Here is a 16093-nt window from a genome sequence, read left to right as displayed (position 1 = left end):
CCCCGGTCCCCGCTGCTCAATCGCCGCAGGGGCTTGAGTGGCTCGGCCGCCGTCGGGGTTGAAAGATCGGGGCTCTGCCCCGGTCCCCGCTGCTCAATCGCCGCAGGGGCTTGAATGCCGGGGCTGGAAGGTCTCGCTGCGTTGCCCCTGAGCGTGCTGCAAGGTCGCCGGCTTGGCCCCTGGGCGCAGGGGCCAAGGCGCGTGTAGGGGACCATGACCGCATGCACGTCACGCTGCGCGGCGCGGGGCGCCGTTATGGACTTGGTGGGCCCTGGGTGTTGCGCGGGGTCGACATGGACGTGCCCGAGGGGGCCGTGTTCCGGGTGCGGGGGCCCAACGGCACCGGGAAGTCCACGCTGTTGCGTCTGGTCGCCGGGATCGACGCGCCCACCGAGGGCCGGGTCATCGGGCGCCCGCGCACGGCCTACGTACCCGAACGGTTCCCGCCCGCCCTGCCGTTCACCGCCCGCGCCTACCTCACGCACATGGGCCGCATCCACGGCCTCGGCCGCCCGACGGCTGCCCGGCGGGCGGGGGAGTGGCTGGAGCGGTTCGGCGCCGGTGCCTACGCGGGTTCACCCCTCGCCGAACTGTCCAAGGGCAGCAGCCAGAAGGTGGCGGTGGCCGCGGCCCTGCTCGCGGAGCCGCAGCTGCTCGTCCTCGACGAGGCCTGGACCGGGCTCGACACCGCCGCCCGGGACACGCTCGACGGCGCCGTCGCCGAACGGGCAGAAGCCGGGGCCGCCGTGCTCTTCGTCGACCACGACTCGCGCCGCCTGAGCGCCACCACCGACGCGACGTACGAGGTAGGGGGATCAACTGTCCTGCGCAGCACAGGAGTCGGTGCGACCGTGGTCGTCGTCGACGCCGCCGGGCCCGCGGGCCACGAGCCCGCCCTGCCGCACCCGCACACCCACGTCCGCCTCGACCCCCGCACCGTACGGATCACCACGGACGCCGCGCACTCCGACGCCGTGCTGCGCACACTGCTCGCCGCCGACCCGCCCTGGCACATCGTCGCCGTCCGCATGCCCGAGCCCACGGAGAACACGGAGAGCAACGGATGACCACGGCCCTGCTCGCCTACCAGTCGGCCCTGCTGCTGCGCTCGCAGCGCTGGCTGGCACCGGTCGTCCTCTACGCCGCGTTCGCCGCCGTCGGCGTGCAGGCGGGGCAGCCGGTGCTCGACTCCCTCGCGTACACCGCCGCGGCCCTGCTCCCCGTGGGAGCCTGGCTGGCGCGGATCTGCGTCACCAACGAGCCGCGCGCGGCCCGCAGTTGCACCGCGGCGGCGACGGCGCCGTGGCGCGCCCACCTGGCGAGCCTGGCCGCCGCGTTCCTCGCCACGGCGGCCGTCGGCTTCGTGGCGACCGTCGTCGTCGCGTTGATCAGTGACGGGGTCAGTACGGATCGCTTGGTGTGCGTGGCGAAGTGGCCGGCCGCCGGGGCCGGGCTGCTCGCCGTGCTGGTGTGCGCGCTCGTCGGCGTCGCCGTCGGGGCCGTCACCACCTGGCCCGTGGTGCGCGGCACAGGGCTCGGTGTGGCCGCCTTGGTGCTGTGCGCGCTCGTCGCGCTGATCGCCCCCGGGTCACCGGCGAAGTCGGTGGTGAGCGCCATGGTGACCGGGTCGCAGGACGGGGCGGTGCCGGTCCTGGTGCTGCCGCTCGCGGGGGCGGTGGCCGTGGCCGGGATCTGCGCGGCGGCGGCCTGCGCGCTCGCGTCCCGCCGCTGAACCCCGGCTAGCCGGAGCAGGCCGTGCGCTGCGCCTCCTGCCACTCGCAGACCGGGCACAGCGTGCTGCCCTTCGTCGACTCCGGGTACTCCGTGGGCTTGCGGCACAGCACGCACTCGGCGAACGGCTCGTCCGCCGCGGCGGTGGCTGCCGGGCGCTCCTCGGGGCCACCGGCGCAGTAGTCGCTCATGCCTCCAGCGTACGTACACGGGCGCACGACCAAGCACGGCCGAGGACCGCCAACCATGGTCACGCCCCGCGCGCCGCCCCCACCAGCTCCGACACCCGCACGAACCGGTACCCCTTCGCCCGCAGCTTCGGCACCACCGCCCGCACCACCCGCTCCGTCGTCGGCGCCGCGCTGCGCGTGCAGTGCATGACGACGACCGAACCGGGCCGCACCCCGTCGAGCACCTGCTGAGTCACGGCACCCGCGTCCGTGGCGAACGCGTCACCGCTCACCACGTCCCACTGCACCGCCGTCACCCCGGTCGGCGTCAGCGCCCGCAGCGCCGCCCGGTCGTAGCAGCCGCCGGGGAACCGGAAGTACGGCACGACGTGCTCGACCCCCGCCTTCCGGAACGCGCCGAACGCGCGGTCGACATCGGCCCGCATGCCCCCTGCCGGCACTCTCGGCAGGCCGTAGCAGTCCCCGGTGAAGGCGTAGTGGCTGTACGAGTGGTTGGCCACCTCGAACAGCCGGTCCCGGCCGATGTCCTTGGCCTGCGCGGGGTACTCCTCGGCCCAGCGCCCGGTCATGAAGACGGTGGCCGGGACCTTCAACTTACGTAGGGTGCGCACCAGTTGAGGGTTGTCGAAACGCTCCCCGGCCCGCGCCCGCGCCCCCTGGTCGGCCGTCATGTCGGCGTCGAAGGTGAGCGCGACGGTCCGGTCCTTCGTCGCCGCGCCGCGCTTGAAGACGGGGGTGGTGCCGCCCGGTCCGGGGGCGAGGGTGGGCTTGGGGGTCTTCTTCGGTTTCGGGGAGGCCTTCGGTGAGCCTGAGCCGTCCCGTGGGCTCTCCTGGGAGCCGGCGGGGCGCGTCGCGCCCGGGACTCCCGACGAGGCGGGTTCGCCGCATGCGGCGAGGCCGAGAGCGAGTGCGCCCAGGGCGCAGGCCGCGGTGACGCGGCGTACATGTCTGATCACGAGCCGACAGTATCGTCGGATTTACCTCAAATCATGCAAATCGGACCGCCGGGGGCGTGATCTCGCGCAGTGGGGTACTCGGCCGTCATGACGACACCAATGGCTTTCCCCGACCCCTCGACCTCGGTCGTCCCGTTCGTCGCCGGCCTGGTGATCGCGCTGGCGCTGATCTGGGCGGTCTGGATGGGCATCAGGTTCCGTCGCCGGGAACCGGGTCCTCCCGACCCGGCCGACCAGCCGAAACTCCCCCGTACGGGCCCGGTCCAAGAGGTCCGTGAGATGCGGGAGCCGGACGAGATGCCGCACACGGACGACGGTGGCTCCCGGCTGACGCCGCACGAGCTGAACGGCTTCGGCAACACCAGCAGCAGGCGCAGCAAGGACCAGCGGCCGCGCCGCTGGAGCCGGGGCAGCAGCGGCGCGTTCGGCAGCGGCGGCCCGGGCCGGACCTGACGGCAGGGGGGCGTGGGGCTCTCGGCGCTACAGAGTGTGACGCTTCCGCGGACGCACGGCGGGGCGTGACGCCGTCAGCGCCTGGCCTCGGCCCGAGTTCGTCGGCGCTCGGCGCGCAGCAGCCTGGCCCGCTCGACCTCGGAGGTGCCGCCCCAGACCCCGGTCGTCTGCTCCGTGGCGACGGCCCATCGCAGGCACTCCATGATCACCGGGCAGCGTCGGCACACCTCCTTGGCGGCCTCTACGTCGTCCATGGCGGGCCCGGTGGTGCCGACGGGGAAGAAGACGTCCGGGTCCTCATCGGCACACGCCGCGCTGTCCAGCCACTCCATCTCCGTGTTCCTCACTGGCAACGGCATGCGGCGGCGGGTGCCCCCAACACCCGCGCGGAAACGCGGAGTTTGAGCGCTACGGGGCGGGGGACCCGGGTCGCGGCCGTGAGGCCAGGGGAGCGAAGGGAAGCCGGGGCCGGGCGGGGTGCACCTCCGCCCGGCCCCGGCGTCGCCCTGCGACATGGAACGGGAGGGGCTACAACGGAACGGAAGGGAGTGAGTCGCCATGCCCAGCGGGTCGAGCGCCAAGCGTGAGCGCCAGTACGAGAAGATCAAGCAGAGCGCCCGGGACCGGGGCGAGAGCACGTCGCGGGCCGAGGAGATCGCTGCCCGCACGGTCAACAAGGAACGTGCGAGGAGCGGCGAGGCGAAGCAGGCGAGCCGCACATCGACGCAGGACATCTCCTCGGGCAGGCGCGGCGGTCTCCGCTCCCACCAGGGCGCTGGGGGTCCGACGAGGGACCAGCTCTACGAAGAGGCCAAGGACCGCGGCGTCGAGGGCCGCTCGAAGATGAACAAGGCCGAACTCGCCAAGGCACTGGGGCGCTGATCACTTCATGGCAAAGCAACCGGACTCCGTCCCGAGGGACCTGCCCGACCAGCAGGCGGACCCCGAAGAGACCGAGAACGAAACCGAGACCACCGAGCCCGGCGGCGACGCCGAGCCGCGGACCGGGACCGACGACGCCCCGGAGGGCGAGACCGGACCCGACGTCACCGTCCCCGACTCGGACGTGGCGGGCACCGGCCGCACCGGCGCACCCCACGCCCCGGGCATCCACCCGGACCAACCGGTCCCGGACGAGCCCGCCGACTGACTCCCGCGGCCCGCTAGGGCCTGATCCAAACGACAGGCCCTAGCGCCGCCCCCGCAGCGCCCCCGCCACCTGGTCGAAGAGTGCCGCGTGGGCGCGGGCGCTGGCGGGGACCTCCGGGTTCCAGGGCAGCACCGGCGCCCGTTCGGCGACGGACGCCCAGTGCGGGTCGGCCGCGTACTGGGCGCGCGGCGCCGCGTTGGCGCGCGCGTCCGACAGGATGACGTCCGGGGCGAGTTCGGCGACGTCCCGCCACGTCCCGGTGTACCAGTTGGCGCCGGGCCCCTCGGGCGGCGACACCATGCCGACACCGAGCCCGCCGAGCGCGCTCAGGTCGGGCCACTTGGTGGGCCTGGCCAGGTGCACCGCGTCCGCCCCCGCGGCCGAGAGCGCCAGCACCTTCACGCCCCGCGCGGCGCGGGCGGCGACGCCCAACTGCCGCTCGGCGCGGGCGAGTTCCTCCCGGACCTCCGCTGGCTCCGAGGTCCCGAGCGAGCGTCCGAGCTCCGCGAAACGCTGCCGCACCCCGCCCAGCGTGCGGCCCTGCCCGACGTCGATGACGGCGACGGGGACGTGCTCCTCCAGATGCTTCGCCGTATCGGGATCGATCCCGTACACCTGCCCGCCGCCGTACGTGAGCGCCACGACCAGATCGGGGGCCGCCGCGAGCACGTCGTCCAGGCCGAGCCCGGCTCCCGCGCCCAGGTACGCGAGGTCGTCCAGCGGCAGCGCGCCGGACTTGGCGTGATCGGGTTCATCGCCGTCGTGGAACGAGCCGAAGATCCCCACCGGGCGTATGCCCAGATCCCACAGGCTCGCCCCGGCCTGTATATAGGCGACGACGCGCTGTGGCGTCCCGCTCGCGGACGTGAGGTGTCCGCGGTCGTCGGTGAACTCCCAGGCTGTGGTTGACCGTTCTTCCATAAGGGGGACCTTGCCCAGGGCACTCGACCGGCACGCGGTGCGCCACCCGCGAAAACCGGCCATGCGAACGGCCGTCCCCTCGAACGAGGGAACGGCCGACCATAACGCGTCAACTGCCTAGTGCCACGGGCCCGTTACGGCGAACGTCGTCCCCGGCGTATAGCAGTTCACGAACATCGTCTCGCCGTCCGGCGAGAAGGTGACCCCGGCGAACTCGCCCCACTCGGGCTTGTCGGCCGTCCCGATGTTCTGCCGGCCGCGCGCCATGGCGTACACCTCGCCCTTGCGCGTCACGCCGAACACGTGCTGGGCGCCCTCGCCGTCCTCGCACACCATCAGGCCCCCGCTGGGCGCGAGGCAGATGTTGTCGGGCTCCTCGCCCGGCAGCTGGACGTCCGTGTCGGGGCCGAACACGATGACCAGCGTCAGGCGGCGCGACGACGGGTCGTAGCGCCAGATCTGCCCGAAGTGGTCGGCGGCCGAGCCCTCGCGGCTGCGGGCGTACGACGAGACGAAGTAGACGCTCGATCCGCCCCAGTAGCAGCCCTCCAGCTTCTGCGCGTGGGTGATGCCCTTCGGGCCGAAGTCCTGGTTGCGGATGGGTGTTTGGGCGGCCAGCGGGTCCGGCACGTCGACCCACTCGATGCCGCTGAACGTCGCCCCCGTCTCCTGGACCGCCGACAGGTCCGGGACGCCCGGCACCCGCATCGCCTGCAGCTTTCCGCCCGCGCGCAGCGAACCGAGGCCGCCCTTCGCGTTCTTGGGCAGGAAGCGGTAGAAGAGGCCGAAGGGCTTGTCGAAGGCGTCCTCCGTCTCGTAGACGACGCCGCGCTTCGGGTCGACGGCGATCGCCTCGTGCTGGAAGCGGCCCATCGCGGTCAGCGGGACCGCGCCCGAGCGGTGCGGGTCGACCGGGTCGACCTCGAAGATGAAGCCGTGGTCCTTGGTGTAGCCGTTCGTACCGGCCTTGTCCTCGGTCTCCTCGCAGGTCAGCCAGGTTCCCCAAGGGGTGGGCCCGCCCGCGCAGTTGACCGCCGTACCGGCGATGCCGACCCGCTCGGACAGGACCTCGTTCTTCCGGTCCACGGAGAGCACGGTACAGCCGCCCTTGCCCATCGGGTCGTACGTCAGACCCTCGACGGTCGGCACCGCGATCTTCCCGGTGACCCGGTTCTCGTGGTTGCGCACGAGGTGCACGCGGCCCTGTCTGCCGGCGAAGGCCGCCATCCCGTCGTGGTTGGAGGGCACCTTGCCCTCGCCGGAGCGCAGTGGTTCCCCCTCCCGCGACAGGACCTTGTAGCGGAATCCCTTCGGGAGGTCGAGAAGACCGGCCGGGTCGGGCACCAACGGGCCGTATCCGGCGCGTCCTTGGGCGGCTGCCGAGCCGGCGAACAGCTCGGAGAGGTTCCCCGCGAAGGCGATGCCCACCCCCAGGGCGCCGGAGCGGGCGAGTACTTGACGTCGGGTCGCGGACTGTCGAGCGTCAGCGGTGCGTGACATGGGTGCAACCTCCTGCTGGCGGACAGGAACTGTGACCCGGCTGTGTTTATCACGTGCCTTTCGCCGCGGGAACCACGCGCGTAGCGCACACGATTCGTGCACCGACCACGTATCAGCTCACCTGCGACGCGCCCGCGCTTACTCGTGTACGAGCCCCTTCGCGTCGCGCGCGAGCGCGGTCAGCCGGGAGATCGCCCGGAAGTACTTCTTCTTGTAGCCGCCGTTCAGCATCTCCTCGCTGAACAGCTTGTCGAACGGGAGCCCCGATGTGAGCACGGGTATCTCCCGGTCGTAGAGCCGGTCCGCCAGGACGACGAGCCGCAGCGCGGTCGACTGGTCGGGCACGGCCGCCACATCGGTGAGGCACACGGCCTTCAGGTCGTCCGTCAGCGCCCCGTACCGGCTGGGGTGCACGCGCGCGAGGTGCTCCAGAAGGTGCGGGAAGTCGTCGAGCGAGGCGCCCTCGGTGGCGTACGCCGCCTTGGTGACCTGCTCGTCGGTGAACGGCGCGGGGGCCTCGGGCAGGCCGCGGTGCCGGTAGTCCTCGCCGTCGATGCGCAGCGGCCTGAAGTGGGCCGACAGGCCCTGGATCTCGCGCAGGAAGTCGGCGGCGGCGAACCGGCCCTCGCCGAGCTTGCCCGGCAGCGTGTTCGACGTCGCGGCGAGCGCGACACCGGACTCGACGAGCCGCGCGAGCAGACTCGACACGAGCACCGTGTCACCCGGGTCGTCCAGCTCGAACTCGTCGATGCAGAGCAGCCGGTGGCCGCCGAGCGTCTTGACGGTCTGCTGGAAGCCGAGCGCGCCCACCAGGTTCGTCAGCTCCACGAAGGTGCCGAACGCCTTGTACTCGGGCTCGGCGGGGGTCGCGTGCCAGAGGGAGGCCAGCAGATGGGTCTTGCCGACGCCGTAGCCGCCGTCGAGGTAGACGCCGCGCGGTCCTGTCGGGGCGGCGGGCTTCTTGCTGAACCAGCGCCGCTTGCCGGAGCCGGACGCGTGCGCCCCGCCGAGTCCGGCTGCGAAGGAGCTCAGGACCCGGACGGCCTCGGTCTGGCTGGGCTGCTTCGGGTCCGGGATGTACGTGTCGAAGCGCACGGAGTCGAAACGGGGCGGCGGCACCATCTCGGCGACCAGGCGCTCCGCGGGGACGTGCGGCTCGCGGGCGCACAGGGACAGCGGCGACGGGTCGGCTATGGGGCTGATGCCCATCTGGCTGGACTCCCGGGAGTCGGCGGCTTCGAGGGATGACGACACAGCCACCCAGCTTAGTCTCCGTGCCACACTGCACGTCATGCGACGCCTGTTCCCTGTGACGTACGAAACAGCAGATGGCAAGGGGTACGAGGGGAGGGAGGCGAGCCCAAAGGGGCGGGAGTGGAGCCTCGACGAGCTCGCCGACGCCTACGTGTACCCGCCCGAAGCCGGGCACGCGCCGTGGCTGCGGGCCAACATGGTCTCCACGCTCGACGGCGCGGCCCAGCACGACGGCCGCTCCCAGCCCATCTCCAACGCCACCGACATGCGGGTCTTCGGCACGCTGCGCGGGCTCGCCGACGTCGTCGTGGTCGGCGCGGAGACGGTCCGCCTGGAGGGCTACCGCCCCGCCCGCGCGCGCGAGGCGTTCGCGGCGCGCCGGGAGGCGGCCGGGCAGGGCCCCGCCCCGCAGATCGCCGTGATCAGCGCGAGCCTCGACCTCGACTTCGACCTGCCCCTGTTCACCGACCCGCTGGTGCCGACGCTGCTGCTCACCGGCGCGGGCGCCTCGGCCGACCGGATCGCGGCGGCGCGCAAGGCGGGCGTGGAGGTGCTGATCGCGGGCGACGGCGCGGCGGTCGAACCCGACCGCGCGGTGGCGGCGCTCGGCGAGCGGGGCCTGAGGCGCCTGCTCACCGAGGGCGGGCCGAGGATGCTCGGTCAGTTCGTGGCGGGCCGGGTACTCGACGAGCTGTGCCTGACCGTGTCCCCGATGCTGACCGCGGGGGACGCCCAGCGGATCGCGGGCGGCTCGACTCTGGCCGTGCCGGAGCGGTTCGAACTGACGTCCCTACTTGAGGAGGACGGATTCCTGTACAGCCGTTACACCCGGCCGCGGGGCGGACAGTAGCCGCTGCCGTCGACAGCACGGCGACATTCGGCGGAATGACTCGTTCCGTTTAGCTTTGGCTGGGCACACTAAATCTCGCAGTCCCCGTGCGAATGCGGGGCAGGATGGTTTCCGCAGGTCCGCTGGTCCACCCGGAGGGTCGTCGTCAGTCGGCCCACGGTAGGAGAAGAAGGGCGCCCGTCGTGTTCACGAGCGTATTGATGATCGAGAAGGCTCTGACCTCCGCCGACGTGGAGTTCGTCACCACGTTGCACGGCGAGGAGGAGGTCTCCTTCCACGTGCTGCTCCAGCCCCGCGGAGACCAGGCGGACCGCCTGCTGCGGGCCATCGACGACGTCGCGATGGGGGAGTTCGACGAGGCGGGCAAGGAGAGCGAGGTGCCCGAGGGCGACGAGGCCAAGGGCCCGGCGGAGAAGGCCCTCGCCGTCTCCCTCGCCGCGCTGCACCAGGCGGGCAGCGAGGCGGTGGGCCGGCTCATCGAGGACCATCCGCTGGACGCCCTCAAGGCGCTCGTCGGGGAGGTGAAGGCGGACGAGGTCATCGTGCTGACCGACCCGCACTACGTCGAGGAGTTCTTCCACCGGGACTGGGCCTCGCGCGCCCGCCACCAGGTCGGCGTACCGGTCCTGAAGCTGTTCTCGCACAGCAAGGCGTGACGGACACCGGGGGGTGACGGGGAGAGGTTCGGGACGGCACGGGGCGAGGCAATAGGCTGGGGCCCGTGCCGTGGTCGTCGTGACCACGGATCAGGACATCCGAGAACCCCAGGGGAGACCACGCATGGCACCCGGCCTGCCGCATTCCGCCGCCGACATGGACCGACCGCACTTCATCGGCATCGGCGGCGCCGGCATGTCGGGCATCGCCAAGATCCTCGCCCGGCGCGGCGCGCGGGTGGCGGGCAGCGACAGCCGTGAGTCCGCGACGGCGCAGGCGCTGCGCGAGCTCGGCGTGACGGTGCACATCGGCCACGACGCCGCGCACCTCGCCTCCGACGCCAGCTGCGTGGTCGTCTCCTCGGCGATCCGCGAGGACAACCCGGAGCTGGCCCGCGCCAAGGAGCTCGGCGTCCCGGTCGTGCACCGCTCGGACGCGCTGGCCTCCCTGATGGACGGCCTGCGCCCGATCGCGGTGGCCGGCACGCACGGCAAGACGACCACGACGTCGATGCTCGCGGTGTCCCTGAAGTCCCTCGGCCTTCAGCCCTCCTACGCCATCGGCGGCGACCTGGACGTGCCCGGCTCCAACGCCGAGCACGGCGACGGCGAGATCTTCGTCGCCGAGGCCGATGAATCGGACCGCAGCTTCCACAAGTACAAGCCGGAAGTCGCGATCATCCTCAACGTCGAACTCGACCACCACGCGAACTACGCGTCCATGGACGAGATCTACGAGTCCTTCGAGACGTTCACCGGGAAGATCACCCCCGGCGGCACCCTCGTCATCGCCGCGGACCAGGCAGGCGCCGCCGAGCTGACCCGCCGGGTCCGGGACACCACGTCCCTGAAGGTCGTCACGTACGGCGAGTCCGAGGGCGCGGACATCCGCATCCACAAGATCACCCCGCGCGGCCTGGCCAGCGAGGTGACCGTCCTGATGGACGGCAAGCTGCTGACCTTCACGGTCTCCGTCCCCGGCCGCCACTACGCGCAGAACGCGGTGGCGGCGCTCGCCGCGGGCGTCGCGATGGGCATCCCGGCCCGGAACCTGGCCTCGGCGCTCAAGTCGTACACGGGCGTCAAGCGCCGCCTCCAGCTCAAGGGCGAGGTGAACGGCGTGCAGGTCATCGACTCCTACGCCCACCACCCCACGGAGATGACGGCGGACCTGGAGGCGATGCGCGCGGCGGCCGCCGACTCGCGCCTCCTGGTCCTCTTCCAGCCCCACCTCTTCTCCCGCACCCAGGAGCTCGGCAAGGAGATGGGGCAGGCTCTCGCGCTCGCGGACTCCTCGGTCGTCCTCGACATCTACCCGGCCCGCGAGGACCCGATCCCCGGCATCACAAGGGCACTGATCATCGACGCCGCGCGCGAGGCGGGCGCCGACGTACAGGCCGCCGCCGACAAGGACGCCGCGGTCACGGCGGTCGCGGGAATGGCCAAGCCCGGCGATCTCGTTCTCACCATGGGCGCGGGCGACGTCACGGAGCTCGGCCCGCGGATCCTTGAACAGCTGAAGGGATGAGGCACATGTCGTACGACGTCGAGAAGCCGGACGAGCAGTGGCGCACGGAGCTGAGCCCGGCGGAGTACGCGGTGCTGCGCCAGGCCGGCACGGAGCCCGCGTTCGTCGGTGAGTACACCGACACGAAGACGAAGGGCGTCTACGCCTGCCGCGCGTGCGGTGCCGAGCTCTTCACGTCCACCGAGAAGTTCGAGTCGCACTGCGGCTGGCCGTCCTTCTACGACCCGAAGAACACCGACGCCGTGGAACTCATCGAGGACCGCTCCCACGGAATGGTCCGCACCGAGGTGCGCTGCGCACGCTGCGGCTCGCACCTCGGCCACGTCTTCGAGGGCGAGGGTTACCCGACGCCCACGGATCAGCGGTACTGCATCAACTCGATCTCACTCACGCTGAGCCCCGAGGGGGAGTGAGGACCGGCGGTTCCGGCGGCGCTCACTGCGCCGCCGTCGCCGCCGTCACCGGCCGGAACTCCGGGTTGCTCACGCAGTCCGACATGCTCTCGGTGTTGGTCTCCTTGTTGATCGGGCACGCGCCGATGACGAAGCGCGACGCGACCCCGCCGGGGAAGGCGACCTCGACCTGGTCGGCGTACTTGTGGTCGTCGCCGATCGTCTCGTTGACGTCGATGCCGTTCGGCGCGTCGATGTAGTAGTTGTACGCGCCGCCCTTCATCCACTTGGTCCACTTCTTGAAGAGGTCGTGGTCACGCGTCGTGGAGACGAACGGCGAGGGCTGGTTCTTCAGTACGTACTTCTCCAGGTCGTACTGCCCGGTCGTGACGTCCTTCGCCTCGAAGCCCTCCTTGAAGATGACCGCCGGGGCGCGGCCGTCCGCCCGGTACAGCGTCTGGCAGTCGTTCCGGTACTCCGGATCCGGCGAGATCCGCTCGAGCGGGACGCGGTCGATGGCCGCGTAGAGGCGGTCCGGGACGACGGGGCAGGAGGAGGACGCGGCCTTCGCCACGGAGGTCGCGGACTTCGCGGTGTCGGCGTCCGGGGCACTGGCCGTGGCCGAGGGCGCGGACGCGAGGGCCAGTACGGACACCGCGGCGGCGGGCAGGGCGGCGAGACGGCGGGCGGTACGGGGGAGCTTGTTGATCATCATGAGCAGAACTTTCGGGGGCCGCGACCAAGATCCCTGCCAATCACCGGATCGTGGGCGTGTGCGGGAGTCAGCGTGGTTCGACCCGTAGTTCCTTGATCCCGTTGATGAAGTTCGACACGAGGCGCTTCGGTGGCGCCGCGAGTGTCAGGGACGGGAGGGATCGGCCCACTTCCTCGTACAGCGCCTGTAGTTGAAGGCGGGCGAAGTGGGCGCCCAGGCAGACGTGCGGACCGTCCCCGAAGGAGACGTGGGGGTTCGGGGTGCGGGCCAGGTCCAGGGTGAACGGGTCGGGGAAGACGCGTTCGTCATGGTTGGCGGAGGCGTGCAGGACGACCACCTTGTCGCCGCGCTTGATGAGGGTGCCCGCCAGGGTCGTGTCCTCGGTCGCCGTGCGGCGGAAGGTGAGGACCGGTGGGTGGCGGCGTAGGAGTTCGTCGAGTGCGGGGGCCAAGTCTGTCTTTCCCGCGCGGAGTTGTTCGTACGCGGGTGGGGTCTCGGCCAGGAGCGCAAGGCCGCCCGGCGCCGCGCTGCGGACCGTGTCGTTGCCCGCGATCGTCAGCAGGAAGAAGAACATCTGGCGTTCGGGCGCCGTGAGTTCGGGGTCCGTCGCGAGCGTCGTCATGATGTCGTCGGCCGGGTGGGCGCGCTTGTGGGCCGTCAGGTCGTCGGCGTACGCGAACATGTCGGCCAGCGCGGAGGGGGAGCGGGGGTTCACCGGTGCGCCGCTCGTCTCCGTCGCCTCGTCCGGGTCCTGGTAGCCGATGACGCGGCGGGTCCAGTGCAGGAGCAGCGCGCGGTCGGACTCCGGGACGCCCAGGAGGTCGGCGAGGTTCAGGAGGGCGTAGTCGTCGGTGACCGTGGAGACCAGGTCCATCGTGTCCTCATCGCCGGCGTCCTGAAGTGCCTTGTGCAGCAGGGATCTTGCCCGTTGCCGTGCCGATTCCTCGAACGCCGCCACTCGGCGCGGCGTGAACGCCCGGCTCACCAGGCGGCGCAGTCTGCCGTGGGCCGGCGGGTCCTGGTTGAGCATCATGCCGCGGATGAACGGGAGGTCCGTCGGGTCCGGATCGCGGATCTGGGTCGCGCCCAGGTACGAGGAGTACGTCGACGCGTCCTTGAGGACCCGGACCACGTCCGCGTGCCGCGTGACCGCCCAGAAACCGGGGCCCTCCGGCCAGCCGAGAACCGCGGGCTCCGGCTGCCAGGCCACCGGGTGGTGGTCGCGCAGCGCCCGGTAGCGGTCGTGCGGGACACCACGCGCGTACAGGCGCGGGTCGAAGACGTCGGGGACGGCAGGCGTCACGAGCCGTCCGCCCGCAGGAAGTCCTCCATGACGCGGATCAGCGCGAGCGGCGCCTCGTCCATCGCATAGTGGCCGCACACGGGGAGGTCGACGAGCTCGCCGCGGGTGAACCAGGCCAGCCACGTCGAGCGCATCAGCTTCGCGGACAGGGCCGGGTCGAGCTGTCCCGTGATCGCGAGCGCGGGGACCGTACAGGGCTCCAGGTCGGCGTGGAAGTCGTCGCCGGTCCACGAGTCGAGCCAGGCCCGGAACGCCTTCCCGTCGCTGCACGCGAACGAGCGCTCCACCATGCGGTCCAGCCACGCGGCGGGCCGTACGCCGCCCGTCGTGACGTCGATGATCGCGCGGCGGTTCGCGGGGGAGGTGTCGGCCGTCACGAACAGCTCCCGCTGCTCGGGTGTCATGGGCAGACCGGACGCCGGGACCGGGGACACGCCCACGATGCGGCGCACCCGGCGCTGCGCGGTCGCCACGACGCGCTGCGCCACGGTGCCGCCCATGGAGTGCCCGATCAGCGAGAACCGCTCCCAGCCGAGCCGGTCCGCGAGGTCGAGCACGTCCGCGGCGCCCTCGGTCGTCGTGTACGCGCCCGGCGTCTGCTTCGCCTCCCCGTAGCCGCGCAGGTCCACGAGGGCGTACTGGAAGGAGGCGCGGTCGAGGTCGGCCACGATCGGCGCGTAGGCGGCGCGGTCGGCGAACCAGCCGTGCACCGCGATCACCTTGTGCGGGCCGTCACCGTGCAGCTCGTACGGCAGGACGAAGGAGGAGGCCACGTCGACTCCCAAGGGTGTGGGACTTCGGGCGGTGCGGGACGTCTCCAAGGTGGCGCGGGGCCGGGCCCGGCCACAAGAGGGCGCACGCGCGCGTGGCGGCGTGCGCCGTGGCCGATCGGCGACAATGTGGGGGTGACCTCCCCCGACGCCCCATCCGACCGCCCCGACCTGCGCGCCGATTGCGCCGACTGCTTCGGCCTGTGCTGCGTGGCCCTCCCCTTCGCCAAGTCGCACGACTTCGCGCACGACAAGAACGCGGGCACGCCCTGCCGCAACCTTCAGGACGACTTCAGCTGCGGCATCCACGCGAAGCTGCGCGACGAGGGCTACCCCGGCTGCACCGTCTTCGACTGCTTCGGCGCGGGCCAGAAGGTCTCCCAGGTCACCTTCGAGGGCGTCGGCTGGCGGGAGCGGCCCGAGAGCGCCAGGGCCATGTACGAGGTCTTCCCGGTCATGCGGCAACTGCACGAGCTGCTCTGGTACTTGAGCGACGTACTGGAGCTGCGCGCGGCCGGTGCCGTGCACGACGACGCCCGGCGGGCCCGCGAGGACATCGAGCGGCTGACCCGCGCGCGCAGCGACGAACTCGTCGCCGCCGACGTGCCGGCCGTCCGGGGCGACGTGAACGCTCTTCTGCTGAAGGCCAGCGAACTGGTGCGCGCCGACGTGCCCGGTGCGCTCGGCCGCAAGAAGAACCACCGGGGAGCCGACCTGGTAGGCGCGCGTTTCAAGAAGGCCGACCTACGGGGCGCCAATTTCCGCGGCGCCCTCCTTGTGGCCGCGGATCTGACGGGCGCCGACCTCCGCTCGGCCGACCTGATCGGCGCGGACCTGCGCGACGCCCGGCTCGCGGGCGCCGATCTCACCGGGGCGCTGTTCCTCACCCAGGCGCAGGTGAACGCGGCCCGCGGGGACGCCGCGACCCGTATCCCGGCGGGGCTGCGGCGCCCGGCGCACTGGGCGTAGATCGCATGAAGCTGCCTACGTAGATCTCAGGAAGCGCACACCGAAGGCAGCGCCCGAGCAAGGCCCTTGAGGTGCAGGACGTCGAACCCGCGCGCGTGCGCGTCGCGCAGAGCCGCCGCCGTGAGCAGCGGCTCGCAGGCCGGAGAGGTGCGCGTGGGGGCCACCTCCCGCAGCCCGTCCAGGAGCCGCGTCGTGATCCGGTCGAGCTGCGGCCGCACCTCCGTCGCCAGGTCGGGGCGCTCGGTCGGGCGCTGCTCGGGGTGGGCGTCCCAGCGGGCGTAAAGACCGCGCTGCACCACCTTGTTGGCCTCGATCTGGTCCCGGAAGACGGACTGCGCGAACGCCGGGTCGATGCCGAGGTCCGCCGAGCGCTTCGCCACGTCGTCGAGGATCTGCCGCTCGCGCGCCGGGTCGTCGATCGGCGCGTCCGTGCCGTACTTGGCCGCCGCGACCTTGTCCGCGAGAGCGAGCCGCTCCGTGGCGAGCGAGGTGATCGCGGCGAGGGCACGCGGATCCGCGTGGGTGGCGGTCGCGGCGGTGGTGGCGGGCGTCGCCGGTGCCGCGGACGCCGGGAGGGCCGCCCCGCCGAGGGCGAGCGCGGCTGTGGCGCCGAGAGTGACCAGACAGCGGGCTGCGGTCGACGTGGTCCTGATGCGCAACGTGGGTCCTTCGGTTCGTACGGGCAACGGGTGCGTGCAGTGCGTGCAGTGCAAGCAGTGCGTGCACTACACAGTGCAAGAGGTGCCCCTGTTGT

20 protein-coding genes are annotated in these 16093 nt (G+C 72.0%); 10 read left to right on the top strand and 10 right to left on the bottom strand.

Going from position 1 to position 16093, the window contains the following annotated elements:
• The first annotated feature begins 221 nt into the window (after positions 1-221).
• Positions 222-1067 (top strand): ATP-binding cassette domain-containing protein, encoded by an 846-nt coding sequence (locus ACOKM3_RS12070; RefSeq protein ID WP_426899762.1) that lies wholly within the window; start codon positions 222-224, stop codon positions 1065-1067.
• A complete protein-coding gene (locus ACOKM3_RS12065; protein WP_426899760.1) occupies positions 1064-1732 on the top strand; it encodes an ABC transporter in 669 nt (222 codons plus the stop codon). Before ACOKM3_RS12070 ends, ACOKM3_RS12065 begins: the two co-directional genes overlap by 4 nt.
• A 7-nt stretch (positions 1733-1739) precedes the next feature.
• Here ACOKM3_RS12065 and ACOKM3_RS12060 read toward each other — a convergent pair whose 3' ends face one another.
• Complete coding sequence (locus tag ACOKM3_RS12060) at positions 1740-1922, bottom strand: hypothetical protein (RefSeq protein WP_426899758.1); 183 nt, start codon at positions 1920-1922, stop codon at positions 1740-1742.
• A gap of 59 nt (positions 1923-1981) precedes the next feature.
• A complete protein-coding gene (locus tag ACOKM3_RS12055; RefSeq protein ID WP_426899756.1) occupies positions 1982-2878 on the bottom strand; it encodes a polysaccharide deacetylase family protein in 897 nt (298 codons plus the stop codon).
• A gap of 87 nt (positions 2879-2965) precedes the next feature.
• On the opposite strand from ACOKM3_RS12055, the gene ACOKM3_RS12050 reads away from it, so the two are divergent.
• Positions 2966-3331, top strand: coding sequence for a DUF6479 family protein (locus tag ACOKM3_RS12050; RefSeq protein ID WP_426899754.1), 366 nt, complete (start codon positions 2966-2968; stop codon positions 3329-3331).
• Positions 3332-3405: 74 nt separating this feature from the next.
• Here the strand turns inward: ACOKM3_RS12050 and ACOKM3_RS12045 are convergent, their stop codons facing one another.
• Positions 3406-3663, bottom strand: coding sequence for a WhiB family transcriptional regulator (locus ACOKM3_RS12045; RefSeq protein ID WP_426899752.1), 258 nt, complete (start codon positions 3661-3663; stop codon positions 3406-3408).
• 226 nt (positions 3664-3889) lie between these two features.
• Between ACOKM3_RS12045 and ACOKM3_RS12040 the strand changes: the two genes are divergently transcribed.
• Together ACOKM3_RS12040 and ACOKM3_RS12035 are read left to right on the top strand one after the other, a co-directional pair.
• Positions 3890-4213, top strand: coding sequence for a plasmid stabilization protein (locus tag ACOKM3_RS12040; protein WP_426899750.1), 324 nt, complete (start codon positions 3890-3892; stop codon positions 4211-4213).
• 7 nt (positions 4214-4220) lie between these two features.
• Positions 4221-4481, top strand: coding sequence for a hypothetical protein (locus ACOKM3_RS12035; RefSeq protein ID WP_426899749.1), 261 nt, complete (start codon positions 4221-4223; stop codon positions 4479-4481).
• A gap of 39 nt (positions 4482-4520) precedes the next feature.
• On the opposite strand, the gene ACOKM3_RS12030 is transcribed toward ACOKM3_RS12035, so the two are convergent.
• The 3 genes from ACOKM3_RS12030 to zapE all read right to left on the bottom strand — a co-directional run bounded on the left by ACOKM3_RS12030 (position 4521) and on the right by zapE (position 8111).
• Positions 4521-5402, bottom strand: a complete 882-nt coding sequence (locus tag ACOKM3_RS12030; RefSeq protein ID WP_426899747.1) for a substrate-binding domain-containing protein — start codon at positions 5400-5402, stop codon at positions 4521-4523.
• Between the two features lie 117 nt (positions 5403-5519).
• The gene (locus ACOKM3_RS12025; RefSeq protein ID WP_426899745.1) at positions 5520-6902 is read right to left on the bottom strand and encodes a PhoX family protein; all 1383 of its coding nucleotides are present in this window, start codon (positions 6900-6902) and stop codon (positions 5520-5522) included.
• Between the two features lie 138 nt (positions 6903-7040).
• Positions 7041-8111, bottom strand: coding sequence for a cell division protein ZapE (gene zapE, locus ACOKM3_RS12020; protein WP_426906772.1), 1071 nt, complete (start codon positions 8109-8111; stop codon positions 7041-7043).
• An 82-nt stretch (positions 8112-8193) separates the two neighbouring features.
• On the opposite strand from zapE, the gene ACOKM3_RS12015 reads away from it, so the two are divergent.
• The 4 genes from ACOKM3_RS12015 to msrB all read left to right on the top strand — a co-directional run bounded on the left by ACOKM3_RS12015 (position 8194) and on the right by msrB (position 11603).
• Positions 8194-9006: a pyrimidine reductase family protein gene (locus ACOKM3_RS12015; protein WP_426899743.1), complete on the top strand. Its 813-nt coding sequence runs from the start codon at positions 8194-8196 to the stop codon at positions 9004-9006.
• Between the two features lie 200 nt (positions 9007-9206).
• Positions 9207-9662: an indole-3-glycerol phosphate synthase gene (locus tag ACOKM3_RS12010; protein ID WP_422434539.1), complete on the top strand. Its 456-nt coding sequence runs from the start codon at positions 9207-9209 to the stop codon at positions 9660-9662.
• A gap of 124 nt (positions 9663-9786) precedes the next feature.
• Positions 9787-11190, top strand: a complete 1404-nt coding sequence (murC, locus tag ACOKM3_RS12005) for a UDP-N-acetylmuramate--L-alanine ligase (protein ID WP_426899741.1) — start codon at positions 9787-9789, stop codon at positions 11188-11190.
• Positions 11191-11195: 5 nt separating this feature from the next.
• Complete coding sequence (gene msrB / locus ACOKM3_RS12000) at positions 11196-11603, top strand: peptide-methionine (R)-S-oxide reductase MsrB (protein WP_426899739.1); 408 nt, start codon at positions 11196-11198, stop codon at positions 11601-11603.
• 22 nt (positions 11604-11625) lie between these two features.
• Here msrB and ACOKM3_RS11995 read toward each other — a convergent pair whose 3' ends face one another.
• The 3 genes from ACOKM3_RS11995 to ACOKM3_RS11985 all read right to left on the bottom strand — a co-directional run bounded on the left by ACOKM3_RS11995 (position 11626) and on the right by ACOKM3_RS11985 (position 14373).
• Complete coding sequence (locus ACOKM3_RS11995; RefSeq protein ID WP_426906771.1) at positions 11626-12294, bottom strand: ADP-ribosyltransferase; 669 nt, start codon at positions 12292-12294, stop codon at positions 11626-11628.
• Positions 12295-12364: 70 nt separating this feature from the next.
• Positions 12365-13600: a cytochrome P450 gene (locus ACOKM3_RS11990; protein WP_426899737.1), complete on the bottom strand. Its 1236-nt coding sequence runs from the start codon at positions 13598-13600 to the stop codon at positions 12365-12367.
• The gene (locus tag ACOKM3_RS11985; protein ID WP_426899735.1) at positions 13597-14373 is read right to left on the bottom strand and encodes an alpha/beta fold hydrolase; all 777 of its coding nucleotides are present in this window, start codon (positions 14371-14373) and stop codon (positions 13597-13599) included. Before ACOKM3_RS11985 ends, ACOKM3_RS11990 begins: the two co-directional genes overlap by 4 nt.
• A 132-nt stretch (positions 14374-14505) precedes the next feature.
• Here ACOKM3_RS11985 and ACOKM3_RS11980 point away from each other — a divergent pair, with 132 nt between their 5' ends.
• A complete protein-coding gene (locus tag ACOKM3_RS11980) occupies positions 14506-15339 on the top strand; it encodes a pentapeptide repeat-containing protein (RefSeq protein WP_426899734.1) in 834 nt (277 codons plus the stop codon).
• A 26-nt stretch (positions 15340-15365) separates the two neighbouring features.
• Here ACOKM3_RS11980 and ACOKM3_RS11975 read toward each other — a convergent pair whose 3' ends face one another.
• Positions 15366-15998: a chorismate mutase gene (locus tag ACOKM3_RS11975; RefSeq protein ID WP_426899732.1), complete on the bottom strand. Its 633-nt coding sequence runs from the start codon at positions 15996-15998 to the stop codon at positions 15366-15368.
• Positions 15999-16093 lie beyond the last annotated feature (95 nt).

Source organism: Streptomyces nidicola, assembly GCF_050106155.1.
Lineage (GTDB): Bacteria > Actinomycetota > Actinomycetes > Streptomycetales > Streptomycetaceae > Streptomyces.
The sequence above is the reverse complement of the archived record's forward strand: the minus strand, read 5'-3'. Positions and strand labels throughout refer to the sequence as shown.